The organism is Methanocorpusculum vombati, from assembly GCF_026891935.1.
Lineage (GTDB): Archaea > Halobacteriota > Methanomicrobia > Methanomicrobiales > Methanocorpusculaceae > Methanocorpusculum > Methanocorpusculum vombati.
Map to the genome: position 1 here is coordinate 1 of NZ_JAPTGC010000016.1, position 23261 is coordinate 23261.

Genomic DNA, 23261 nt, shown 5'->3' on the forward strand with positions numbered 1-23261 from the left:
CAACGCCGCCCGCCCAGCTCTGGGCGGGATGGCGAGCGACGAAAAGCAAATGCGACGAGCGAAGCTGGCGGAGCGAAGCGACGCATCTGCGAAATCTCGCGTTCTCTTTTTCAGGTATCCCACTCACCACTTACCCCCCAACAGCTTCCAAAAAAACATTTTGGAAGAATCTACTCAATCTTTTTGCGGCATTACAACCCTGCGGGACACCCGCTCGTTTCCCCTGATGACACTTTGACCACCCGTATGCTCACCATCTGCCAGTATCATCCGCACCACCACATACCCTCCCTCCAAACCTCACCCGCAAAAATCACTCACCCTCATTACACCTGTTTCCCCCCTCCGCCCCGGAAAAATGCCGGAGGTACATCAAATTCCGCCGACACCTCCTTCAGATACCTGGAAATATGCAGATGCTGCGGGCATACCGCCTCACACGCGCCGCAACAGACACACTCCTTTGCCCGCCCCCGTGTACCCGCAATATTCAGATAATACACAAACTGACTCGAAAACCCGCATACCGCATCACGTTTCGCACTATTATATAACCCGAAATAATCGGGAATTGCAATCCGGTTCGGACACACCTCTTCACAGTACCGGCAGGCCGTACAGGGAATTTCCCGCTCCTCATGCAGAACCGAAACCACCTCATCCAGAATCCACAGCTCCGCATCACTGAGCGGCACAAACTCCGTTAGAACCGACGTATTCTCCCGCACCTGCTCCTGTGTTGACATCCCCGACAACACCATCGAAACACCTGCAAGCCCGGCAGCAAACCGGATTGCCCACGATGCAGGAGACGCATCCGGCGCAAACGCTCTCAGCAGCCGCTCCGCCCTCTTCGGCAGATTTGCCAGCACCCCGCCCTTGCACGGTTCCATCACAAAAACCGGCATCCCGTGTTTTCTCGCAACCTCATAACACCGCCGCGACTGAATCCCCGGACTCTCCCAGTCCAGATAATTTATCTGCAGCAGCACCACATCCAGCTCCGGATGATTGGTCAGGATCTCGTCCAGCAGCTCAGGCGTATCATGAAACGAAATCCCGAACTTCTTTATCTTCCCCTCCCGCTTCAGTCGCTGACCAAACTCGAAACTATCCATCGCACAGGCTGTATGATATGCCGGTGCCCCGATATTGTGAAGAAAATAGTAATCAAAATACGAAACACCACAGTTTTCCAGCTGCTCCGCAAACAACCGCACCTGATCCTCCGGACACTTCACATGATGCATCGCAAGCTTGGTTGCCAGAGAAAACTCCTCACGACGATGCCTCCGTACCAGAGCCTCGCGGATCGCCTTCTCGCTTCGGTAACCGTGATAGGTGTATGCCGTATCAAAATGCGTAAATCCGCGTGCAAGAAACAGATCCACCAAAGCATTCAGTGCATCCGCATCAATCGACTGCTGATTTCCGGCATCCGTAAGCGGCAGCCGCAGACCGCCAAACCCCAGTCTCCCAAACGTATCCTCTCTCCTTCCCATGCATCAAGTATTACCGCCGAAACATATTGAGTATTCCCGTCCGCGCGGCACTGTACCGGTATTCCCAAGAACCCGATACATCCAATACATAGAAATTTTCAACCGCATACCGCATCACCTCCGTTTCATGAACTTTTTGCACTCGTATATTCAGCCCGCCATCCGCCTGTACACCGTACTGCAACAAAACGCAAACCGAGAAACTATTTCTCCGAAATCAGGGAAAAGTGAGATGCCCATCCGTTCCGCAGGTACATCTGCGTACCTCCTGTTCAGACAAAACCCAGAAAAATATTGCCGGAAAAAATTTCAAAAATTTTTTGCAAAATTTTTTCAAAAGATTTTCCCCCGCACCCTGTCATAAAACACCACACAACCGATCAGCAGCATCTCCCGAGCTGATACGCCTGCTCCGGATACCTCGTCCGCTCCAGACTCCCCCGGGACGAACAGCCGAGGGCCGCAACAACTCCTGCATCCTCCCACGAAAGATACGACAGAATCCTTTGGTAGTGGGAACGAAGCGGGGCAACCGCCTCCTCATGACCATCAGCTGCCGTCACCAGAAGAACCGCCCGCTTCCTGTTCTTTGTCAGTACATAATGAACCGAATAAAACCGGTCAACCACCGCCTTCAGCGGTGCCGGCATCCCGAAATAATACAGAGGCGTTGCAAACACCACCAGATCTGCGGCAAGCAGATTCGGCATCAGCCTGTCCATTGCATCGCGGTGCACACACCGCTCTCCCGCAATCCTGCATCTCCCGCAACTAAGACAGGGATGCACCTCCTCAAACGCTGCATCGAACCGGAACACCTCGTGCCCCGCATCCTCTGCGCCCGCAATAAACCGCTCGGCAAGAAGCGCCGAAGTTCCTTTACGGTGCGGGCTTCCGGTAAGTACGGTAATCCTCATCGTACTCTCCTTACTCCAGGACGTCAATCGTTGCAGAAAACTCCCCGCTCATTGCGGTCAGATTCTCCAGCCCGGACGTAACGTGTCCGAGCGGTACAAGCCCGGAAGCATAGGGGGAATCGTGATAGAAGATCGCAATATTTCCCCAGGGGGCATACAGCGTGACATCCCCCGCAGCGGGATCATGGCCTGCGGGAGCGTCCGCCGTATCCGGAGCACGCGGCGGATAGGCAATCTTCTCGGCTCCGTTATAGTCACGGAACGTCAGCGTCAGCGGAAGCATCGACCGCAGATCCTCCGCGGCCGGATTATCATACAGCTCTGCAATCACCTCACGGTCATCGAAACTCATCCGTATCCGGGAAGAAGAGTTCTCCCCCGTGACCGGAGTTGCCGTCTCCACAGCCGGGGGTTTTGTTTCGGCCGGCTGCCCGGCCGAAACATCCGGCTGCTCCGGATCCTCCGGGCTGACGCATCCGGCACCCGCAAGAAACACAACCGCGACAGCCAGGCCAAGAACAAAAATACCTTTCATCTCCTCCCCGCTCAGACAGAACGGCCCATCTCGTACGCCTGCTGCATGGCCGGAAGTGTCCTGATGTCACCCATCGCCCATGCACCCGTACCGTAGATGATCCCCTTCTCCTCTGCATCCGGCAGACAGTCCGCAAAACCCCGGAAACACTCAATAGTCCGCTGCATGTTGGGAACTGACGTGTCCGCGGCGGTCACGATATAATACATCTCTTTTCCGGAAACCTCGGTGTACCGCGGATACACGCGGTCGATCAGCGTCTTCATCTGGGCATCCACCGAGTAGAAGTACACCGGACTTGCCAGAACAATCACATCACATTCGATCAGCTTCTCCAGAATCTCCGCCATATCGTCATCCTGAATGCACTCGCCGCCGTTCGCCTGGCAGTAGTCACATGCCGTACAGAATCCTATCTTCTTATCGGCCAGAACAATTTTTTCCGCGGTGTTCCCCGCATCGACTGCTCCGTGAATGAACTCGTCGCAGAGGGTATCCGAGTTGCCGCCTTTCCGCGGACTTCCTGAAATAACTACAATATGTTTCATGATACTGTTTCCTTGCATGTTTGTCAGAGTACGCCAAGACCGGCAAGCCATGCGGCCACATCCGTTTCCTTGGCGCTGTTTTCGTATGCAGCAAATCCGGGACGCAGTACTGCGTCCGGACACAGCTTTGCAATGTCCTGTGACACCCTCCCGCTCCCGCCGCCCCCGTGCGTACAAAACGGCACAACCGTTTTGCCGGCCAGACTCTGCCGGTGCAAAAATGTTGCAACCGGCGGGGCAAGAGTGCTCCACCAGTTCGGCGTTCCGAGAAAGATGATGTCATAGGACTCTGCGGACTCTGCCGGAACCTTCAGCTCCGGCAGGTATCCGGAGGTGATCTCCTTTTTTGCCTGATCCACCAGCTCCCGGTACACGGACGGATAGGAATCTCTGGGGATAAGTTCACACAGTGTTCCGCCTGCAAGTTTCTGAATCATCTTTGCAAGGTTTGCAGTATGGGAAGAATGTGAGTAGTACACGATGAGGTTTTTGGTCAAATAATATCACCTTGGAATTATTTTCGTCCGGGATTTGCATTACAGGTCAAGCCCTGCAATCCAGTCCGCCACGCGGTCTTGGGCAGTTGCGGCACTGCTGCCGCCAACCGTGAACCCGTCCGCCACGATCGCGTTCGGACAGAGTGTTCTGATGTCGGAAACACTGCGGCCGAGTCCGGTTCCGCCGGAGGTACAGAACGGCACAATCGTTTTTCCATCGAAGTCATACTCTTCAAGGAACGTGAACAACATCATGGGCATAGTTCCCCACCAGATAGGATAGCCGACGAAGATCACCTCGTACTCGTCCATGTTCTCCACATGGGTTGCGAGTGCCGGACGGGCATTGTCGTTCTGCTCCTGCTGGGCAATGGTTGTGCAGGCACTGTACTCTTCAGGGTAGGGAGTCTCCGGCACAATCTCAAAGAGGGTTCCTCTGGTTTCTTCTGCGATCATGTGTGCAACTGTTTCCGTGTTGCCGGTACGGCTGAAGTAGGCGATCAGAATTTTCCGGTCAGCCCCATTCCCGCCGGTAGCATTCGGTACAACTGTCACGGTCTGTTCAGCCGCCGGAGTAACGGCAGTCTGTGTCGGCGCCGCAGTTTCCGGAACCGGTTCTGACGGACTGCTGACGCATCCTGCCGTAAACACTGCGGCAAGCGCCAGGACAGCAAGTGTGAGGAGGAGTACGTTTTTCATGAAAGAGACAACCTGTTTTTTTCTGCAGATAATTTTGTCTCCCGTAAAAATATAGGACGCAGAAACAGGGATGTGTAATGCGCACAAACATGATACTAACCAATCATTGCGATGCATTTTCTAAAAAAGGATGAAAGATCGGTCAAACCTGTCCGCACATTCGGATCCGGATATGCTGCGGTACCGGGTACATGCTTTCCGCAAACTCCCGTGAGCGCCGAACCAAAGCTCACGGCCTCCTCCCGTCGCAATATATTTCCCGCGTTCCCGCAAACATATAGACATGGACGATTCTGCGGCAGGTGAGAAAAAGCCGAAATATATGACGGGCATTGATGCTGCGGTGAGTATCATCAGCGGCAAGTGGAAGGCCCTGATTCTCTATCAGCTGGAGGGAGGAACACTGCGATACAGCCAGATTCTGAACGGCATGGAGTACGGGATCACCCAGAGGATGCTGACCAAAGAACTTCGCGAGATGGAGGAGAGCGGCCTCATCTCCCGCACGGTATATCCGGAGGTTCCGCCGAAGGTGGAGTATGCGATTACCGCAAAAGGCCGGTCCCTTATGCCTATCCTCGATCAGCTGTGCACGTGGGGATGTCAGAATATGGCCGACCAGCTGGAACACAACTGCGAAGCCGAGTGTGAAGGGACGGCAAACTGCGAACAGCAGTAATCTCCCGGACAGCGTTCGCATCTTTTTTCCGGAAAAATATCTCGGTGTTCCCGATTGAATGGACAACGCCGGTTTTCACTGGAAGTCTTTCTTTTTGCCGGAGTCTGGACCTGCCCGGGTATTCCACCACTGCAGCAGCCCGGGATATCCGGCAAATATTAAGAACATAACGAAGAAGTTTGCACCAAATTCTGCTACTTTCCTCCTAATTACTGTCCTCTGCATGTCCGAACAGTACTGCCGCTTTTTTCATCAGTTCCGTAACCGGGACGCCGAACGGACACCGCTTTTCACATCCTCCGCACGCGATACAGTCATCCGCCGTGGCGGAGAGATCGCGGTAGTGTGCACGAAGGGAGGCGGGCACATGGTCCTGCATCACGGCAAGGTCATACAGTTTGTTTACCATTGCAACGTCGATGCCGGAGGGACACGGGGCACAGTGACCGCAGTAGGTACACTGTCCGAAGTAGGCGTGGTGCGGGGCATGGGCGAGAACGGTTGCGTAGTCCTTCTCCTCTTCCGTTGCTGTTTCGTAGGCCGCCGCCGCTTTCACTTCGTCAGGGGTGGTGCAGCCGACCATGATGCTTGCGACCGCAGGCCGCGTTAAGGCGTAGTGGATGCACTGGACGGGCGTGAGGGCGACACCGAACGGCGACGTCTCTTGGGAAAAGAGACGTCCCCCGCCGTAGCCTTTCATCACCGTGAGAGCGACGCCGCGCTGTTCACAGATCCGGTACAGTTCTTCGCGTTCCGGGGCAATACCGCCGAGTGAATCATCGTATGTTTCTGCGAAATAGGTGTTGATGTCCTCGGTTGCGGGCAGGAGATCAAAGGCAGGGTTGATGCTGAACAGGATTACTTCGATTTCGCCGGAGAGTGCAGCCAGTTTCGCGACCGCGGGGTTGTGGGTACTCATGCCGAGATGGCGGATGATGCCGGTCTTTTTGAGTTCACGGGCGTATTCGATGAATTCCCCTTCCATGATGCTGCGGTAGTCTGCGATCTCGTCGACGTAGTGAATCATGCCGAGATCGATATACTCCGTCTGGAGTCGTGCGAGCAGATCGGAAAATGCTTCGCGGACTTTTTCCATGTCCCGGCTGCGGACGTACTGGCCGTTCTGCCAGGTGGAACCCATGTGTCCCTGAATAATCCAGTGGTCCCGCCTTCCGGCAATCGCCGCACCGATATTGGTGCGGACGTTTGGTTCCGACATCCAGCAGTCGAGAATGGTGATCCCGCAGGATTCGGCGAGGTCGATGATTTCTTGTACTTCTTCTTTGCTGCGGCGTTCCAGCCATTCGGCCCCGAGACCTATCTCACTTACGACAAGGCCGGTACTTCCAAGATTTCTATACTTCATATGTTCTCACGCAGGTATGTGTTCGTTCTCCTATACGTTCGCGGATGCAAGTAATATAGGAGGCAGGAACAGAGATGATACTTTCCCACATTCCTGATACCGGGACGGGATCTCTGCGGTGATGTGATGAACGTGTATGGCTGATCTTTTTTGGAAAATAGGCCGTGATGTGTGATACGTGCTGTGATGTGACGAAAAGATTTAGTATATTTCTCCGGAACGTTTTTTTCAGGAAATTGTAGGTGAGTTAGTGATGAGTGGACAGAGTACGAAAAGAAAACGCAGATAACGCAGATGCGTCGCTTCGCGCCGCTGCTTCGCTCATCGCATTTGCTCCTCGTCGCTCGCCATCCCGCCCAGAGCTGGGCGGGCGGCGTTGCTATCGCAAGCGCGACGGCAAATGCTCGCGAAGCTCCCACTCATCCCTTATCCTGCACCAGCTTCGCGAGCATTTTTAGCTGCGCTTGCGATAACGACCCACGAAGTGGGGAGTGGAGCACGGCTCTGCCGTGCGATTGCAACGAGCAACCGCCCGGTTCCGGGCGGGCGAGAGCAGCGTTAAGAAAATGCGATGAACGAAGGCGACCCCGAAAGGGGGAACGGAGCAAGACCTCCGGAATTGCGACTCAGCGGCGCAAAGCGACGCATCTGCGAAATCTCGTGTTTTCTTTTCGCATTCTGTCCACTCATCACTAACTCACCTACAATTTCCAGAAAAAAAAAACGTTCCGGAGAAATATACTAAATCTTTTCGTCACATCACACTGTTAGCGTATAGATGATCGGAGGAATGAGAGATACTGCGGGAAGGGATCAGTGGGAAAAAAGGATTAGGAGGTTGTTTATCCAAGGAGATCGTCGACATTGACGGAACCTACTTTGTACCAGAGACGAGTAGTACCTCCTGTATTTGTCTTAATCTTGTCGTCTCTGGCGTAGGCTTCGATGATCTTTTCCTGTCCCTTTAAACTAGCCAGATTACTATATTCAATCTTATCTTCCGATCCTTGGAGAGTGAAGTAGTAATTACTTGATGTAATTCCCTGTAAGTCCTTGATAGATAATTTATTGTTGTTGTCTACTGTGATCTTTCCTGACACATCTGGAGATTCAAACATATTAACACGGGGAGAGATCTGAACATTACCCTGTGTCATGACCTGATTACCGTTCTCATCAGAAACAGTTACAGTCCCACTCAGTGCACCCAATGCCCAATACGTATCTGTATCAGGGAACGGGGTCTCACTCTATTTTTCCCCGGATATCGCCGGATTGATATCATAAGAATATGACACGATATTACCGTTCGCATCCTTATTCTCAGACTTTGTAAGACCCTGTCCAACAGATAGTTTACCCTTCAGCTGACTCTTGTCATATACCTCAAATGTCACTTTATTGGGATCAGCACTGTCAGGTAACTGTAGGGTAAATCCATGTCCGGGATATCTATTCCCTCCCTTATCCGTGAACTGGTAGTCATCGATTACGATACCACCCTCAGCATAAATTCTCCCCTGTTCGGAGATTGCCGGAAGGGTTACTCTCTGCACCAGCAGCATCTGATCCGTTCCGTCGCGAAATTTTCCTGTAACGGTGACAAAGTAGTCTGTCTGGGGTACGGGCAGAATGTGCCTTGTCGTCAGATACACGTCCTTATCCGCACGTTTTGACGTAATCGTCTCCCCTGTTTCTTCCACCTTAAACAGGTAGCCCGTCCCGATCACAGGATTTTCCACAGAAGATTTCCCGGTTTCCCGGGAGACCAGCTCAGGTCCGTTCAGGGATGCCGAGAGCGCGATCAGATCGCCCGCATCCGCTCCTCCATGGACTGTTAAGGAGACGCCGCGCTCCGATTCGCTTGCGATACCGTACGGTTCAAGTGTCAGGCCGACCTGTTTCGTGTCGAACATTCCGTTCGCAAGTCCCAGCGCCACTACTGCCACAACCGCAACTAAGACAACTGTAAGGGCAACAAGCAGAATCGTCCCGATAGTGGGAGAAACGGCTGCGTCCTGAGATGAGGGAGAACACATGGTATTTCTATAATACTATTCCCACTCGATCCATAATAAGTTAGTTGTCTTTATTGTATGTGAATTGACAAAAAAAAACAATCGAGTTTGGTAGGTGGAAAGGGTGAGTGCAATGCTGGTGTGAAAAATACGATCGCAGGAGTGATTCCCTCCCTCTCCTCCTGTTTATCCGGAAAAACCAGATGAAATCCTCGCTATCCATCTCACGGGAAATGATCATATCACAGTACTGACAGCAGAACCCCACAGACCTGACGACACTTTGTCCACAATTCATATATACTGTTCCCGCCGATATTCCGCTATTGTCTTACGGAGCGGAATAACCCCATGGAAAAGAAAAGCATCATACTCCTTCTTGCAGTCGTCATCATCCTTTCCGGCTGCTTTATCGGCGGTCAGTATCTCTTTGCATCTTCGGACGGAAGTCTCAGCGCCTATCCGATCGGAGCCACCACGTCAGCTGTAAACCTCACCGAAGAGGACTTTATCAAGCACCCCATCCTCAAAACTCTCATAGAACAGCAGCAACAGATTCCCGTCACCGATAATCCCTTTGTCATCATGAGACTCTCCGGACCGCATATCAGCAACGCGAAAGGTGCCGAAATATTCTCCGCCTACCGAGGTCCCGTATACTGGAACGGAACGTACTACCAGATTCTCAAAATTGTAGCGTAAACACCATGAATCAGACACAAACCGCCCGGCTCAGCGTTGCCCTCATCTCCCTCCTGTACTTCCCGCCGCTCATCATACTCAGCTTCATGGTAACAAACCTTCAGCCAAACGCAGTTCCCGCACTTACCTATCTCCTCTACGCAGTCGCCCTGCTGTTCCTCCTCCTCCCTGCCGCAGGATGCTGGATGTACCGCGAAATCCGCAGACTGCCCAAACGTTACCTCATCCTCAGCATAATCCCGATAGGCGTTGCCGCGCTGATGCTCTTCCTCACCCCCATGTTCGGCAGCAGCATGTCTTCCCTCTTCACCATCATCTACCTCGTTATTGTCTTCCTTAATCCGTTCCTCCAACTCCTCTACCTCCCTGTATGGTTGGTAATACCTCATACAGACCGTCCCTGGCACGTTCCCCGACTCCTTGCGATCATCTCCCCGGCATCACTGATCCTCAGCACCCTCCTGTGGATTCTGGGAATCATTCCCGTCACCGACACGGTATCTGTTCTTCTCTGCATCTCCTTTGCCGCGAGCATCCTTGCCGGAATTACTCTCCTCATCCGGGGACTCACCCACCCGGCTGTTTCCGCCCCGGATGGTCCCCGTCCCTGAATTTGCCTGATACTGGGGAAAATACCGTTTATACGGCCTGTTTTACCCCCCGCTATCCGGGAAAAATCATGGGGGAAAGAATGTACCCCTCTTCCCGACACCTCGTTTCTCAATGATATCCTTGTATCTTAACCCGGTGCGGAGTAAAAACGGCAAAAACATCCTCCCGGACATACGATCTCCTGCGGGATTTTATTGAGCTCCATATACCGCGACCCGGGGCCGAACCGGGAGGGGGTGGGCATCTTCCCTTCCCGAAAACACCGTGCCTTCACGGCGTGATATCGGGGCGGGAGATTTTGACCGAAAATACTGGATATTTTCCGGGTGTTTTCTCATCGGACGTTGTTCCTCACCTCATTATATCATTCACCGCCCGTACTACTGCATGTGAGATATGTTTTCAGAAACCGGAATAGGGATGGCCGGCTTTATTCCAACAGTCTGAAACGTATCTCACCCGCATGATCAAAAATTATCCGAATAAACCATACCTTGGCTCTGGTTTTGTTCTGGGTGACCACGGAACACACAATACCTTCCCCCGTCCACCCCGCCGCAGAAGAGATAACGCCTCAGCCTCACGGAGCACACACCTTAATTGCTCAGACACACTATTATAATAGATGCAGGTCCGGAGATGACCCGCAGAAACCCTACCGTGTAGGGAGGTGTGTATGAACAAACAGATGAACACAACCACAGAAGGACGGTAGCATCGATGAAAAGCATCGTTCCTTTCTTATCGGCAACAATCGCCGCATTCATCATCTATCTGGTCTTATCCATAGGAAGTGCCGGGGAAACCAACTCGATTCTCCTCTGGTCCGTACCCGAACTCATTATTGGACTAATCCTTTCGATTATTACCGGGCTGCTATGCCGCAAGCTCTGGCAGGGAAAACGCTACACCATGGCCAACCCCCTTCGCTGGCTGCTGCTTGCTGTCTATATCATTCCGTTTGTAATCGAACTGATTATCGCAAACCTGACCGTTGCATGGAAGATCCTCACCGGCAGAAACATCCGTCCGGGCATTGTCAAACTCACGCCCGGCCTGAAAACGGATGCCGGAGCACTCCTGCTCTCCGCATCCATCACGTTCCAGCCGGGAACCGCAACCGTTGACATCAACGAAAAAACCCGCGAGATGTACATCCACTGCCTCGACGTCGGCGATGCCCCGCAGAAGACCATGGAGTCCGGCAAAATCTTTGCCCGACTCGACCTCGCCAAATGGATCCGGAGGATCACCGAATGATCGACATCTTCCTGATCGCATCAATCATCTTCGTCCTCCTCATCTTCGCATGCGGAGTTCGGATGTGGCTTGGCCCCACCAACGCCGACCGGATGCTTGCGCTTGACGTCATCAACGCACTCGTCGTCATCATCATGATCCTCCTCTCGATTCGTTTTGCGCAGCCCGGATTCATCGACGTCGCAATCGTGTACGCCCTGCTCTCCTTTGTGGGCACACTCTACGTCGCAAAACTCATCAGAGGTGATCTCGAATGATCGAAACGGTAATCATCATCCTTGTCCTGCTGTCGCTCGTCTTCAGCATCCTCGGGGTAATCGGACTCTTCCGGTTCCCGGACTTCTACACAAGAATCCACGCCGCAGGACTTGTCGGAAGTTTCGGCGTACTGTTTGCGGGACTTGCCGTACTCCTGTATGCGTACACACTCTGGGCTGCGGGCGACGCAGCCTGGTTCAACTACGGCGCACACGTCCTCTTGGCACTCGTTGTCGTCGTTGTCACCGCAACCACCTCAACGCATGCCATCGCCCGCAGTGCGTACCGGAGCGGCAACACCCCGAAAGTACACGTAATCGACGCCCTCGAAGAGGACGAACCCAAGATGATGGCCCAGGAGGAGGCACGCAGATGATCGAACTCTTCCCCTCCTACTACGTGGTTCTGCACATCCTCTTCCTTGCCGCCATGATTCTCTGTGCGGTTGCCGTCTTCTACTTAAAAGACCTCATCGCCGCAGCAATCGCGTTTGCCGCGTTCAGCTTCCTTCTGGCGCTGGAGTTCTTTATTCTACAGGCACCGGACGTCGCAATTGCGGAAGCCGCAATCGGGGCAGGAATATCCACCGCCATTCTCATCATCGCCATTCGCGGAACAACCCGCGAGGAGGGCGAGTAACATGGCACGGTGCTCAGTCCCGCCAAAACTTGCGATCTTTTTAATCATCGCAGTCACGCTTATCCTGCTGCTTCCGGCGTTCGGCCTCTCGTTCGGTCACCCGCTCGCATCCGCAACCGATCAGTACTATATTGACCACTCGCAGGAACAGACCGGGTCCAACAACGTGGTAACCGCAATCGTGTTCGACTTCCGCGGTTTCGACACCCTCGGAGAAGCCACCGTGCTGTTCATCGCCGTTCTCGGTGTAGCGATGTTTTTCAGGAGGACACACTAACATGGTTACCGGACTTATCGGACGAACCGCAGGACGCCTGCTCGTTCCGTTCATCTTCATCTTCGGCTTCTACATCGTAGCCCACGGCCACCTTTCGCCCGGCGGAGGATTCCAGGGCGGAGCAGTGATAGCAACCGGCGTAGCCCTCGTTCTCGTCTGTTACTACTACCGCGAGTGTATGGAGCATTTCATCGAGGCAAAGAACTTCAAACTCATTGAGTCGGCAGGTCTTATCCTCTTCATCTGCACCGCACTTGCAGGCCTGGTCCTTGCCTCCTCCTTCTTCTTCAACTGGCTCAACGCAAGCGGCGGCCTGTTCGGCAACGCTGTTGCCTACGGCGTAAACGCAGGCGACCTGTTTACCGCAGGAATTATTCCGGTGCTGAACTTCGCTGTCGGCATTGAAGTCTTCGGCGGTCTGTCGGTCGTTCTCCTCTACATGTTTGCCGGACTCAAAGAGACCACCAAAGAAGAGGACGATGCCGAGCCGCACAACTTCGCCCAGACGGAGGAGGGAGAACTGCCATGATTGCAAACCTTCCGTTCATCGCGGTTGCCCTGCTGATAGGCATCGCCTTTGCGATGATTCTTCTGAAGCGCAACATGATCAAGATGATCATGGGCCTTGGCATCCTCGAAGGGGCGGTCAACCTCTTTCTGGTCAGCCTCGGCTATCGTGAGGACGGCATTGCGCCGATCTTCACGAGCGCCCCGGCAGACCCGATCATGGTCATGCCGACCGTGCAGGCGCTGACCTTAACGAACATCGTTATCGGCGTTGCGACAACCGCACTGATGCTGGTCTTTGTGATGCTCATCTACAAGAAGTACGGTACCGTGAACGCCAATGAAATGCGGAGGCTCAAGGAATGAACGCAGATGTTCTTCTCGCAAACCTTCCGGCACTGCTGATTGCAGTGCCCCTGTTCGGCGCATTTCTCACTCCGGTCTTCGGCAGATTCCTGCCGAAGATCCGGGATGCATGGGTGATCCTTGCATCCTTTGCCGCGTCCGCGGTTGCCCTGCTGCTCGCAGCACAGGTGTATGCCAAAGGTGCAATCGTCTATGTGTTCGGTGCTGCTCCCGGAACGGGAGCAGTACCGGTTGATTCGGGCGGCATTCCCATCCGCATCCTCTTCAACATCGACGGATTCGGGGCGTTCATGCTCATCTCCGCGGCAATCGTTTCGTTTGCGGTGATCCTCTACCTCACGGTCTCGCAGAGCAGACGCAGTTCCCGATCCGAGTTCTATGCCCTCTACCTCCTGCTGGTCGCGGGAGTCTTCGGCATGGTCTCAACCGGCGATATGTTCAACTTCTTCGTCTTCCTGGAGATCAACTCGCTTGCGGCTTCGGCGTTAATTGCGTATCACCGCAACGGCGGACTTGCCGCGGAAGGCGCACTGAAGTACTTAATCGTCAACACCGTCGGCGGTCTGATGATCCTGTTTGCGATCGGTCTTTTGTATGCGCAGTACAACTCGCTCAACATGGCGGTCATTGCAGGCAGTCTGACCCTGACAACGCTGAACCTGCTGGCACTGGTCCTCTTCATCGCAGGACTTGCAACCAAGGCGGGAGCCGTGCCGTTCCACTTTGCAACGCCAGACGCCTACTCTGTCGCGCCGTCAGGCGTGACGGCGCTGATGATCGTCGCAAGTCAGGCAGGTCTTTACGGAATGTTCCGGATTCTGTTCTCGGTCTACGGCGGTGTCTTTACCTCCGCGACCGTGGGGTGGATTGTGATTATCCTTGGTGTTCTTTCGATGTTCATCGGGGTTACGATGGCAATCCCGCAGAAGGATATCAAACGGCTGCTCTCGTATCATGCGGTTTCCCAGACCGGCTACATGCTGCTCGGTGTGGGTGTTGCCCTCGCCGTGCTCGGCGACGTGACCCTTACAAATGCGTTCGGCCAGATGGCAATGGAGGGAGGTCTCTTCCACATCATCAACCACGCGATGTACAAGGGACTGCTGTTCCTCGCGGTCGGTGCGGTGATTTACCGTACCGGCGTGTGGAACCTGAACGAGATGGGAGGTCTCGGCCACAAAATGAAGTGGACGATGATCTTCTTCTTAATCGGTGCTCTCGCCATTGCAGGCATTCCGCCGTTCAACGGCTTTGCCTCAAAACTGATGATCTACGAGTCCACGTTTGCGTTCAATCCGGCAATCGCGATCATTGCCATGGTGGTGAGTATCCTAACTCTCGCTTCCTTCATGAAGGTGTTCCACTCGGTCTTTATGGGACCGGAACTCCCGGAGTATGCGGGCGTGCGGGAGGTGCCGAAGCGGATGCTTGCGGGCATGGCAATTCTTGCCGTGTTTGTTGTCGCATTCGGTCTGGTGCCCGACCTCGTGGTTGACACGCTGATTACGCCTGCCGCTGATGCACTGCTGCATCAGGGACAGTATATTCTCTCGGTTCTTGGAGGCGGATTATGATTGGAACAGTTGTAACCGGATTCGGATTCTGGAATCCGCTGATCTGGCTTATCGTCATTGCGGTTGCGCTCCTCTTCTCCTGGCTCATCTGGAGATGCGGCGAGGCGGACTATGAGGAGGAGAACTGCGAGACTACCGCTCCGTACCTGTCCGGAAATGCCGAGCCGGAGAAGGGAGCGGTCCATATTCGTGCCGGCAACATGTACTGGGGATTTACGGCAGCACTGAAGTCCTACTATGACCGGCTCATTCCGCTGCATTCGGGAATCGTGACCGATTATGTCTCCTGGTTCCTGATTGGGGTTGTGATTCTCTTCGTGGTGGTGATCCTCGTATGAAGCTGACAACGTCACTGAACCGGTCGCTGTGGGTGTTCCATTTCAACAGCGGCTCATGTAACGGCTGTGATATTGAGATTGTGGCAACCCTTACGCCCCGATACGATCCGGAACGGTTCGGCGTGAAACTTGTCGGGTCTCCGCGTCATGCTGATGTACTGCTCGTTACGGGTCCTGTTACGAACCAGATGGCCGACCGGCTGCGGCGGGTGTATGCCCAGATGCCGGGGCCGAAGGTGGTCATGGTGGTCGGTACCTGCGGTCAGTCCGGAGGGGTGTTCAGTACCTCCTACAATCTCGCAGGTCCGATCGATCAGATTATTCCGGTGGACGTCTATGTTCCGGGCTGTGCCCCGCGGCCGGAGGCGATCATTCAGGGAGTGGTGACCGCGATTGCAAAGCTTGAAAGACTCCAAGGAGGTGCCAAACAATGACGGACGAAATTCTTCCGCCGGAAGCGGTCGCTGAACGCCTGACGGCGGCGCTCGGGAGTGCGGTGATCGATTCCCGCATTCAGATCAGAGCGGAGGGAAAGGAGAAGCGGGAGAACGCCAACATCTGGATTACGATTCAGCGCGATGCGGTGCATGCCGCGGTTGAGGCGCTGATGCAGATCTGGTATCCGCATCTCTCCTGTATTGCAGGGTATGACAAAGGTGCTGATTCGCCTGATTTGCGTGTGCAGTACATCTTCTCGATCTACGGAGGCGTCCCTGCTTCCGAGTGCATGGTGATCTTTTCGCTGGACGTGTCCAAGGCGGATGCCCGTCTTCCGACGATTACGGATCTGCTGGAAGGTGCGGCGTTTACGGAACGTGAAAAGACGGAGTATCTCGGAATCACCATTGATGGTCTTGCCCCTGCGGCGCACAAGTTCTTCCTGCCGCAGGACTTCCCGGACAATGTGTATCCTCTCCGAAAAGATGACAAGAAGATTCCGGATTCGATGATCAAGGATCTGTGGGCCTGCGGACGCCCTGCCGGGCGTCCTCCGGCACCGCTTGACGGGGGTGAGGAGTAAATGGCAAAGAAAGCTCCCTATATTGTGCCGGTCGGCCCGATCCATCCGGCCTTAAAAGAGCCGGTTCACATTGAGCTGACGGTTGTGGGCGAAGAGGTTGTTTCGGCGGATTTCACGCCCGGCCAGACGCATCGCGGTATCGAGTGGATGGGTCTTTCCCGCAATCCGGTACAGATTGTCCACCTGACGGACCGCATCTGCGGTATCTGCGGTGTGACCCACTCGCTTGCGTTTGCACGGGCGGTTGAGCAGATCGCAGATATCACGGTTCCGGAGCGTGCTGATTATGTGCGGACGATCATTGCGGAGTTCGAGCGTATTCAGTCCCACCTGCTCTGGGCGGGTGTTGCGGCGCACGAACTCGGATTTGATACGCTGTTCTATCTGGCGTGGCGTGTCCGCGAGGAGGCGATGGATGCAATTGAGTGCATCACCGGCAACCGCGTGAACTATGATATCATCCAGATAGGCGGTGTCCGCCGCGATATTACGGAGGTCCAGCATGAGCAGATCAGGAAGTGTCTTGCCAGTTACAAGGAGCTGTTCGGGAAGCTGAAGACGCTGTTCCTTGAGGATGCGGTGATCAACGCCCGCTGCAAGGGAACCGGTCTTCTTTCGTTCGAAAAGGCGATGGCATACTCCACGGTCGGGCCTACGGCGCGGGCTTCGGGCTGCACGGCGGATCTCCGTGTGGATTATCCGTATGCGGCCTACGGCGATCTTGACCTGAAGCCAGTCATGCCGACGGCTTACGGGACGGAGGTGAACGGCGATACGTATGATCGCATCGTTGTCCGCATCTTTGAGATTGCCCAGTCGGTCGGGATTATTGAGGAGTGTCTGGCAAATATGCCAGCCGGCCCTGTTCTCTGGGAGGAGAAGGTGGCAAAGATTCTTGCGGCATGCAAGAAGGCCGAGGGCGAAGCTGTTGGCCGTCATGAAGCCCCCCGCGGCGAGTGTCTGCACTACGTTGCCCTGGATAAGGCGGAGGCTCCGGTTGCCTGGAAGGTGAAGGCGTCTTCGTACAGTAATCTGCATGTCTGGCCGCTGATTCTGAAAGGGGCCCAGCTTGCGGATATTCCGATCATCGTGGCCTCGGTTGATCCGTGTCTGTCGTGTACGGATCGCGTGGCGATTACGGATGCGGATGCAGGTAAGACGAAGATCTTCACCAAGGAGGAGCTGACGCGGATGTCGTATGAGAAGACGCGGAGGATGCGGGCATGAATCCGGTTCTTGGTGCAGTCGGCGGAACGATTGTTCTTGCGATTCTTGCCATTGCGTTCGGTCTGATTCTTTCCGGTATCGACCGCCGGGTTGTTGCCCGGATGCAGGCACGGGTCGGCCCGCCGCTCCTTCAGCCGTTTACGGATGTGCGCAAACTGCTTGCAAAGCAGAATATTGTTCCGGCAAACGCGATTCCCTGGCTGTTTCATGCGATGCCAATCGTTGCGTTAGCGTCTGCGATTGCGATTCTTCTGTATCTTCCGTTCGGCAGCTTTGCACCGGTCTTAGGGGAGTTCGGGGATGTGATTCTGGTTCTGTATCTTTTGATCATCCCTTCGCTTGCTCTTGTTATCGGCGGTTTTGCGTCCGGTTCGCCGTATGCAACGGTGGGTGCCCAGCGTGAGATGGTGTCGATGATTGCGTATGAGCTGCCGCTTGCAGTTGCGGTGATCGCGATTGCGTGGCGGCTGATGGCGGCGGGTGTTGCCGATCCGTTTTCGATGCTGACGCTGATGCAGACTTCGGTCTGGGATGTGGTCGGCCCGCTCGGTATGCTTGCGCTCCTTATCCTGCTGGTGATGATGGCCTGGGTTACGCCCGGTGAGCTGTCGAAGATTCCGTTCGATTCGCCGGAGGCGGAGACGGAGCTTGCGGGCGGTATTCTGGTGGAGTACTCGGGGAAAAATCTCGGTCTCTTTACGCTGTCACAGGCGGTGAAGATGGTTGCCATGTCGGCGTTCGGTATTATTCTGCTGCTGCCGTGGAATCTTTCGCCGTTCCTCGGCCTTACGGGTGCAGCGGCGGGGATCGCGGACCTCGTGTTCTTCCTTGTGAAGGTGCTGTTTGTGGTAATTGTGTCGGTGACGGTCGTCAGAACGATGATGGCCCGGTTCCGGATTACGCAGGTCGTCGGTCTGTACTGGCTGGTGCTTGGTGTTCTCGGCGCTCTTGCGGTTATTCTGATGATGGCGGATGCGGTTCTTCTGGGGGCGATCTGAGATGGCGGGACTTCCGATGTTCAAGGAAATTCTGATGCAGTCGGTGAAAAAGCCGGTGACGAATCTGTTCCCGGCGCTGCGTCTGCCGAAGTCGATCACGGGTTTTCTCGGTTCGGTTGCGGAAGGCAAAGCGGCAATTACTCCGCCGGTTGCAACACCTCCGGCGTTCCGCGGAAAGATTGTGTATGACCGGACAGCGTGTAACGGCTGCGGGTTGTGCCTGAAGGTCTGTCCTGCGCATGCGATTGAGCAGGTGGTCTATCCGCCGGTGACGGTTTCCGTGACCGATGCGGAGGGCAACGTTTCTGCGAAGGTGAAGAAGGAAAAGCGTGTCCGGATTTATGTGGCGAACTGTATCTTCTGCGGGCAGTGTACGGATATCTGTTCCCGGAATGCGCTGTCGATGAGCAGTGAGTTTCTGCTTGCGACCGAGGATCGGTTTGCCGAGAGTCAGATTGTGGAATAATTTTTTTTCTTTTTTTCCGTGTGTTTCGTTTTTTCTGCGGGTGAAAATTTGATCGGTGCCGATCATTCAGAGGCAAGCAACGAATTTCTGGGCAACGCCCAAAACACCGAAAAGAATATACCCGGCAATCGCAAATCGAATAAAAAGTTGCCTCGATGAGGAAACAGAACTTTTCTGCTGATGCCGGATCTGTGCTCGGGCGGATGGACTGATAAGAATGAGAGTATTTTTCATGCGTGGAGATGTTGTATGATGCAGACGGCAAAATCCCGGAGTACGGTAACGAAGGGCACGGTGTTTTTCCTGCTGTTTGCGTCGATGCTGATTCTGATGGGCGGGGCGGCGGTTGCTCCGGCTATTCAGGAGTTGTGTGCGGAGTTTTCGGAGTATTCCGATACGCTTGTGCGGATGATTGTGACGCTTCCGGCGCTGGCGGTTGCCTGTTCCGGATTTTTCATCGGCGGGATCACCGATAGAATCGGCAGAAAACCGACGCTGTGTATTTCACTGGTGCTGTTTGTGGTCGCGGGTGCGGCGGGATATTTCCTTCCGACGCTTCCGATGATTCTGGTGAGCCGGGTTATTCTCGGGTTTGGTATCGGAGGTATTCTTACGTCAACGACCGCACTGATTGCGGAGTATTATCCGGGTGCGGAGAAGGCGAAGATTCTCGGGTATCAGGCTGCGGCGTTTGGTATCGGCGGGCTGATTCTGGAGACGTCCGGCGGGATTTTTACGGTGTTTGGCGGCGGGCGTGCACCGTTCCTGTTGTATCTGATCGGTATCGTGATTCTGATCGGGGTTATTGTGACGATTCGGGAGCCGGTTCATGAGGAGTATGAGAAAAGGGCGGCGGGTGCAAAACTGAATAAGCCGGTGCTGTTTGTGATCTTTCTTCTGATTCTACTGACGGAGATCATCTACTTTATCACTCCTACGTATATGTCTTCGCTTGCGGATGGTTTTGGTTTTTCCGCGGCGTATGCTGGTCTGCTGATCGGTGTAGGGGGTCTGGTGTCGGCGATTCCGGGGATTTTTTACGGACGGTTCATTATCCGGTATCTTTCCCGGGATGTGACGATTTTTCTCGCATTTTTGTGTATGGCGGCCGGTATGATGCTGATCGGAGTGACGGCAGCCCTGCCGCTGCTGCTGGCCGGGACTGCTCTTCAGGGGTTCGGCATCGGGATTATGACGCCGACGCTGCCTACGTGGATTGCGACGGTGACCAGTCCGGTTTCGATGGGACTTGCAATGGGGGTGTATGCGATCGGGTTTAATCTGGGGCAGTTCCTTGCGCCCATAGCGGCAGCACCGGTGGTGGCTGCTGTCGGGTCGTACAGCGGGATGTTTTTTGCGGCGGGTGCAGTGAGTGCGGTGATCGGGGTGGTGTATCTGGCGGGGGCGTTTCTTCTGCGGAGATGCCCCCGGGAGTAATTTCCCGGCGGGGCGGCAGTGACTGCTGCCGGCCTTCTGCCAACTTTCTGTCAGGTTGTTCTCTGAGTATATTTTGTATTTTCTGATTTGAAGCGAGTATATTCCTTTACGCCAACCTGCCAACCTTTGGGGTGATCTGCTCCGATCTCTCTGGGGCTGCTGGGGAGATGTTTCAGCTGTGTATGGGAATGCGGATATCGTTTTAGGTTGGCAGGTTGGCGTACGCTTTGCTGCGTGGGTGTTTTGTTGTTTTGGTGTGAATATGGTGTTTTTCACCTGGTAGATAGTTGGCACAAGGTTGGCAGAAAAAAAGAGTCGTGTATGGGGGGAAGGATTTTTCCCGGCTCGTCTGCATGTAGATAACCAAACGTTGGTTGCCTCACGTGTCTGATGGAGTGATTGTTACTGTATTCCCGCTACGTGTCACCGTATATTTTTTTGTGACAACAGATGTACTATCCTCCTTTTTTACTACTGAAATGGTTATCTTTTTCTGGGACCCATCGCTGCTGTCTATCTTTCCCAAATTTATCGTGAATACATTTACATTCGTAGTATCTGTGCTATGTTTCAACACGTTGTTCTCTTCATCTGTCACTGTTATCTTATATCCCTCAACTTCCTTTGTCTTAATTGATATAGAGACACTATTCCCATTCTTTTTCCCATTCTCCAGTAAATGCTCAGTATCAATATATGTTCCAATATCCTTTGCATCTGGAACTGGTGGTTCAATCACAGGTTCTTTCGGCTCCTCGCTCTCCTCCCCCACGCTTTGAACACCCCTGAACGTGACCGCCCGCTCCAGCAGCACCTGCTCCGTCCCGTCCGCGAACGTTCCCTTCGTCAGAATACGGGTAGCATACTCCGCACGATCCTCTTCAGGCCGGGCAACGCTTTCGGCGACGAGCGGAACACCTGTCAGTGCCGTACCCGCCGCGCCTTTCCATACCTCCACAAACTCACCCTTCGCCGAACCTGCATCGATCACCTCGGCCTTCACCAGATTCGGCAGATCCTTTCCTCCGTACAACGTTACCGTCACATTTCCGCCGGACTGCGCAGGGTCTGCCGTCAGTCCCACCACATAATTCGTCTGGTCTCCGGCCATCCCGGTAACCACCACCGCAATCACTGCCGCAATCAGCACGGTCATCAACACAAGCAGTACTGTTGCAATTGCGGGAGATACGGCATTTTCCTTCTTCTGTACAATCATATCAGCTCGCCCCTCGGACGTGTATTTCATCTGACATATAGTATCCTATGAGAGTAGGATACAATGACTGCGGAAATTTCAGGACTTCATGAGGAATTTCCGACAACAATTTTTCGGATGTTGGCAGTTTTCCGGATATATTTGGGGGAAACTGATCTTCCCGTATCCTCAGCCGGCATGCATCTCCGGAAGAAATATTGAAAAAGAATCCGGTTCATAGTGAAATCATCCGGAATAGTTTTATAATGGATTATATCCTACTCTCAGAGTATAGAACATGCGCGGACTTTCTCACAATCGTCTCTGTGCTGCATCATCATCTCAGAAAAAAATATGGCATGAACCCTCCGGCAGATGATGAACCCGCACCTGCCCGCCACTGCCTTTTTTTCTCCCAAACTATTTTCAGCCGATGAACCGCCGCGCTATTGCATATACCGGCAGCTTGAACAGCTTCACACAGATACCCACCAGCACCGCTGCAATCACCGTTCCTTCCCGTACCCCGTACACCGTTGAAAACATCACGAGCGACAGCACAACCGAAAGCACCACCAGCCCCACATCCAGCAGAACCTTCACGGTCCCGAACTCCACATGAAACCTGCGGACCGCCGCCGTAAGCATACCTTCGCTTGCCATCATCAGCACATTCGGCGCCACCTCAAAACAGATACCGATCCCAAGCAGCACACAACTTGCCACAACCAGCAGCACCTGTTCCGGATAACTGCCCGGCACCAGCCAGACAAGACCTGCAAGCACCAGATCAATAAACACCCCGAACACCACCGCAGCACCCAGCTGCAGCAGCTGGATTGCCTCAAACTCCCGCGGCATCAGCAGAAACTCAATGACCAGAAAACCCGCATGCAGCAGAATCGTCAGCATCCCCACCGTCAGCGGCACCCCGAGACTCACCACATACGGCAGACTCGAGATCGGCGTAATCCCCATATCCGCACGAATCGACAGGGCAATGCCTGTAGCCATAATAAAGAGCCCGAATATGAAAACACCATATTTTCGGGCTAATTTGAAATAAACTGTTCTCGGTTGCGTGGGTATATATTCGCAGGAAAAGTATTTGGGGATTCTTCTTGCGGCGGCGTTACACCGTTATTCCTGATCATCCCACGGAAAACACCGAACACACAGAAATTTTCAACATCACGGAGTATACAAGAAAACTACGGAAACAGATTAATTTAGGATTCCGTGATGTTGTTACTTCCGTGTCTTTCGTGTCTTCCGTGGGCTGAAATTTGAACAATGACGATCATTCGTAGGCAATAAACGAATTTCGGTACAGCACCTCTTACCGCTTAGTTCCAAAAATCCTGAAAATTTCTAACAACCCCTTTTTTCTGGAAATGGTAGGTGAGTTAGTGGTGAGTGGGCAGAATGGGAAAAGAGAACGCGAGATTTCGCAGATGCGCCTAACGGCGCTGAGTCGCAAGCCCGGAGGTCTTGCTCCGCTCCCCACTTCGTGGGTCGCCTTCGCTCGTCGCATTTTCTTAACGCTGCTCTCGCCCGCCCGGAGCCGGGCGGCTGCTCGTTGCTGTCGCAAACGCAGCTAAAAATGCTCGCGAAGCTGGT

Annotated in this window: 30 protein-coding genes; 19 read left to right on the forward strand and 11 right to left on the reverse strand. The window is 53.9% G+C overall.

Annotated features, from left to right (window positions below; genetic code table 11):
- Positions 1-238: hypothetical protein (locus tag O0S09_RS08790; RefSeq protein ID WP_268923599.1), on the forward strand; the 238-nt coding region annotated here is incomplete at its 5' end.
- A gap of 88 nt (positions 239-326) precedes the next feature.
- Here O0S09_RS08790 and O0S09_RS08795 read toward each other — a convergent pair.
- The 6 genes from O0S09_RS08795 to O0S09_RS08820 form a co-directional block, all read right to left on the reverse strand.
- Positions 327-1502 (reverse strand): aldo/keto reductase, encoded by a 1176-nt coding sequence (locus O0S09_RS08795; RefSeq protein WP_268923600.1) that lies wholly within the window; start codon positions 1500-1502, stop codon positions 327-329.
- A 380-nt stretch (positions 1503-1882) separates the two neighbouring features.
- Positions 1883-2419, reverse strand: a complete 537-nt coding sequence (locus O0S09_RS08800; protein ID WP_268923601.1) for a flavodoxin family protein — start codon at positions 2417-2419, stop codon at positions 1883-1885.
- A gap of 10 nt (positions 2420-2429) precedes the next feature.
- On the reverse strand, positions 2430-2954 hold the full coding sequence (locus O0S09_RS08805) for a cyclophilin-like fold protein (RefSeq protein WP_268923602.1): 525 nt from the start codon (positions 2952-2954) through the stop codon (positions 2430-2432).
- 11 nt (positions 2955-2965) lie between these two features.
- Positions 2966-3502, reverse strand: a complete 537-nt coding sequence (locus tag O0S09_RS08810) for a flavodoxin family protein (RefSeq protein WP_268923603.1) — start codon at positions 3500-3502, stop codon at positions 2966-2968.
- Positions 3503-3525: 23 nt separating this feature from the next.
- Entirely contained in the window at positions 3526-3999 is a 474-nt protein-coding gene (locus tag O0S09_RS08815) for a flavodoxin (RefSeq protein ID WP_268923604.1), read from the reverse strand.
- 39 nt (positions 4000-4038) lie between these two features.
- On the reverse strand, positions 4039-4698 hold the full coding sequence (locus tag O0S09_RS08820; protein WP_268923605.1) for a flavodoxin: 660 nt from the start codon (positions 4696-4698) through the stop codon (positions 4039-4041).
- A 283-nt stretch (positions 4699-4981) separates the two neighbouring features.
- On the opposite strand from O0S09_RS08820, the gene O0S09_RS08825 reads away from it, so the two are divergent.
- Complete coding sequence (locus tag O0S09_RS08825) at positions 4982-5377, forward strand: winged helix-turn-helix transcriptional regulator (RefSeq protein WP_268923606.1); 396 nt, start codon at positions 4982-4984, stop codon at positions 5375-5377.
- Between the two features lie 205 nt (positions 5378-5582).
- Here the strand turns inward: O0S09_RS08825 and O0S09_RS08830 are convergent, their stop codons facing one another.
- From O0S09_RS08830 to O0S09_RS08840, 3 genes are all read right to left on the reverse strand, one after another.
- Positions 5583-6743, reverse strand: coding sequence for an aldo/keto reductase (locus O0S09_RS08830; RefSeq protein WP_268923607.1), 1161 nt, complete (start codon positions 6741-6743; stop codon positions 5583-5585).
- Positions 6744-7585: 842 nt separating this feature from the next.
- On the reverse strand, positions 7586-7900 hold the full coding sequence (locus O0S09_RS08835) for a hypothetical protein (RefSeq protein WP_268923608.1): 315 nt from the start codon (positions 7898-7900) through the stop codon (positions 7586-7588).
- Positions 7901-7993: 93 nt separating this feature from the next.
- Positions 7994-8782 carry a type IV pilin domain-containing protein gene (locus tag O0S09_RS08840; RefSeq protein ID WP_268923609.1) on the reverse strand — a complete coding sequence of 263 codons (789 nt, stop codon included), beginning with the start codon at positions 8780-8782 and terminating at the stop codon, positions 7994-7996.
- Between the two features lie 330 nt (positions 8783-9112).
- Here O0S09_RS08840 and O0S09_RS08845 point away from each other — a divergent pair, with 330 nt between their 5' ends.
- The 17 genes from O0S09_RS08845 (at position 9113) to O0S09_RS08925 (ending at position 20443) form a co-directional block, all read left to right on the forward strand.
- On the forward strand, positions 9113-9463 hold the full coding sequence (locus O0S09_RS08845; RefSeq protein ID WP_268923610.1) for a hypothetical protein: 351 nt from the start codon (positions 9113-9115) through the stop codon (positions 9461-9463).
- Between the two features lie 5 nt (positions 9464-9468).
- Positions 9469-10074 (forward strand): hypothetical protein, encoded by a 606-nt coding sequence (locus O0S09_RS08850; RefSeq protein WP_268923611.1) that lies wholly within the window; start codon positions 9469-9471, stop codon positions 10072-10074.
- 721 nt (positions 10075-10795) lie between these two features.
- The gene (locus O0S09_RS08855) at positions 10796-11335 is read left to right on the forward strand and encodes a Na+/H+ antiporter subunit E (protein ID WP_268923612.1); all 540 of its coding nucleotides are present in this window, start codon (positions 10796-10798) and stop codon (positions 11333-11335) included.
- Complete coding sequence (locus O0S09_RS08860; RefSeq protein WP_268923613.1) at positions 11332-11592, forward strand: cation:proton antiporter; 261 nt, start codon at positions 11332-11334, stop codon at positions 11590-11592. The genes O0S09_RS08855 and O0S09_RS08860 overlap by 4 nt, the downstream gene beginning before the upstream one ends.
- Positions 11589-11969, forward strand: coding sequence for a monovalent cation/H(+) antiporter subunit G (gene mnhG, locus O0S09_RS08865; protein ID WP_268923614.1), 381 nt, complete (start codon positions 11589-11591; stop codon positions 11967-11969). The genes O0S09_RS08860 and mnhG overlap by 4 nt, the downstream gene beginning before the upstream one ends.
- Entirely contained in the window at positions 11966-12232 is a 267-nt protein-coding gene (locus O0S09_RS08870; protein WP_268923615.1) for a hydrogenase subunit MbhD domain-containing protein, read from the forward strand. Before mnhG ends, O0S09_RS08870 begins: the two co-directional genes overlap by 4 nt.
- A gap of 1 nt (position 12233) precedes the next feature.
- Positions 12234-12509 carry a hydrogen gas-evolving membrane-bound hydrogenase subunit E gene (mbhE, locus tag O0S09_RS08875; RefSeq protein ID WP_268923616.1) on the forward strand — a complete coding sequence of 92 codons (276 nt, stop codon included), beginning with the start codon at positions 12234-12236 and terminating at the stop codon, positions 12507-12509.
- A 1-nt stretch (position 12510) separates the two neighbouring features.
- Positions 12511-13038: a Na(+)/H(+) antiporter subunit B gene (locus O0S09_RS08880; protein WP_268923617.1), complete on the forward strand. Its 528-nt coding sequence runs from the start codon at positions 12511-12513 to the stop codon at positions 13036-13038.
- Positions 13035-13382, forward strand: a complete 348-nt coding sequence (locus O0S09_RS08885) for a sodium:proton antiporter (protein ID WP_268923618.1) — start codon at positions 13035-13037, stop codon at positions 13380-13382. The genes O0S09_RS08880 and O0S09_RS08885 overlap by 4 nt, the downstream gene beginning before the upstream one ends.
- Positions 13379-14956, forward strand: a complete 1578-nt coding sequence (locus tag O0S09_RS08890; RefSeq protein WP_268923619.1) for a proton-conducting transporter transmembrane domain-containing protein — start codon at positions 13379-13381, stop codon at positions 14954-14956. Before O0S09_RS08885 ends, O0S09_RS08890 begins: the two co-directional genes overlap by 4 nt.
- Positions 14953-15294 (forward strand): membrane-bound hydrogenase complex subunit MbhI, encoded by a 342-nt coding sequence (gene mbhI, locus O0S09_RS08895; RefSeq protein ID WP_268923620.1) that lies wholly within the window; start codon positions 14953-14955, stop codon positions 15292-15294. Before O0S09_RS08890 ends, mbhI begins: the two co-directional genes overlap by 4 nt.
- Complete coding sequence (locus O0S09_RS08900) at positions 15291-15728, forward strand: NADH-quinone oxidoreductase subunit B family protein (RefSeq protein ID WP_268923621.1); 438 nt, start codon at positions 15291-15293, stop codon at positions 15726-15728. The genes mbhI and O0S09_RS08900 overlap by 4 nt, the downstream gene beginning before the upstream one ends.
- Entirely contained in the window at positions 15725-16315 is a 591-nt protein-coding gene (locus O0S09_RS08905; protein WP_268923622.1) for an NADH-quinone oxidoreductase subunit C, read from the forward strand. The genes O0S09_RS08900 and O0S09_RS08905 overlap by 4 nt, the downstream gene beginning before the upstream one ends.
- On the forward strand, positions 16316-17542 hold the full coding sequence (locus O0S09_RS08910; protein WP_268923623.1) for a hydrogenase large subunit: 1227 nt from the start codon (positions 16316-16318) through the stop codon (positions 17540-17542).
- The gene (locus tag O0S09_RS08915) at positions 17539-18540 is read left to right on the forward strand and encodes a respiratory chain complex I subunit 1 family protein (RefSeq protein WP_268923624.1); all 1002 of its coding nucleotides are present in this window, start codon (positions 17539-17541) and stop codon (positions 18538-18540) included. The genes O0S09_RS08910 and O0S09_RS08915 overlap by 4 nt, the downstream gene beginning before the upstream one ends.
- A gap of 1 nt (position 18541) precedes the next feature.
- A complete protein-coding gene (locus tag O0S09_RS08920; protein WP_268923625.1) occupies positions 18542-19006 on the forward strand; it encodes a 4Fe-4S dicluster domain-containing protein in 465 nt (154 codons plus the stop codon).
- A gap of 249 nt (positions 19007-19255) precedes the next feature.
- Positions 19256-20443 (forward strand): MFS transporter, encoded by a 1188-nt coding sequence (locus O0S09_RS08925; RefSeq protein WP_268923626.1) that lies wholly within the window; start codon positions 19256-19258, stop codon positions 20441-20443.
- 379 nt (positions 20444-20822) lie between these two features.
- Here O0S09_RS08925 and O0S09_RS08930 read toward each other — a convergent pair whose 3' ends face one another.
- Both O0S09_RS08930 and O0S09_RS08935 read right to left on the reverse strand, forming a co-directional pair.
- On the reverse strand, positions 20823-21692 hold the full coding sequence (locus O0S09_RS08930) for a type IV pilin N-terminal domain-containing protein (protein ID WP_268923627.1): 870 nt from the start codon (positions 21690-21692) through the stop codon (positions 20823-20825).
- Positions 21693-22067: 375 nt separating this feature from the next.
- Entirely contained in the window at positions 22068-22757 is a 690-nt protein-coding gene (locus O0S09_RS08935; protein ID WP_338148516.1) for a YczE/YyaS/YitT family protein, read from the reverse strand.
- Positions 22758-23261 lie beyond the last annotated feature (504 nt).